The sequence below is a fragment of the Streptomyces sp. B6B3 genome (assembly GCF_039871525.1).
Classification (GTDB): domain Bacteria; phylum Actinomycetota; class Actinomycetes; order Streptomycetales; family Streptomycetaceae; genus Streptomyces.
Genome location: NZ_JBDPLU010000076.1, coordinates 1 through 572, shown reverse-complemented (window position 1 = coordinate 572; position 572 = coordinate 1). Strand labels below are relative to the sequence as shown.

The following is a 572-nucleotide window of genomic DNA, read 5'->3' as shown; positions in this document are numbered from 1 at the left end:
GCGGTCATCGCGGGCCAGGACTCCTGGACCTACGCCGACCTCGACGCCCGCACCAACAGGCTCGCCCACCACCTGCTCGGCCTCGGCCTGGCCCCAGGCGACCGAGCCGCCGTCGCACTCCCCCGCAGCCCCAACCTGATCGAGGCGTTCCTCGCCGTCGCCAAGACCGGCGCCGCCTTCGTGCCCATCGACACCGGCCACCCCACCAGCCGCATCAAACACCTACTGACCGACAGCAACCCCACCCTCCTCATCACCACCAGCGACTTCGCCCCACCGACCCACCCAGCGGTCCGCATCGACATCGACGACGCCGACACAACCACTGCCCTGGCCGCCCACAGCGACGGGTCACTCCCTTGTGCTGCCACCCCCACCAGCGGCTTCTACCTGATGTACACCTCCGGCTCCACCGGCACCCCCAAGGGCGTCCTCACCCCCCACGGTGCCGTGACAGCGCTCGCCGCCGACACGACCTGGACACCGTTCGCGGCCGGCCGCACCCTCTTCCACGCCCCCCACACCTTCGACGCCTCCACCCTCGAAATCTGGATCCCACTCCTCAACGGCGG

1 protein-coding gene is annotated in these 572 nt (G+C 70.5%); it reads left to right on the top strand.

Annotation, left to right across the window (positions count from 1 at the left end; translation table 11 throughout):
• Positions 1-572 (top strand): AMP-binding protein (locus ABGB06_RS39430; RefSeq protein ID WP_347600578.1); only part of this gene is annotated, 572 nt, incomplete at both ends.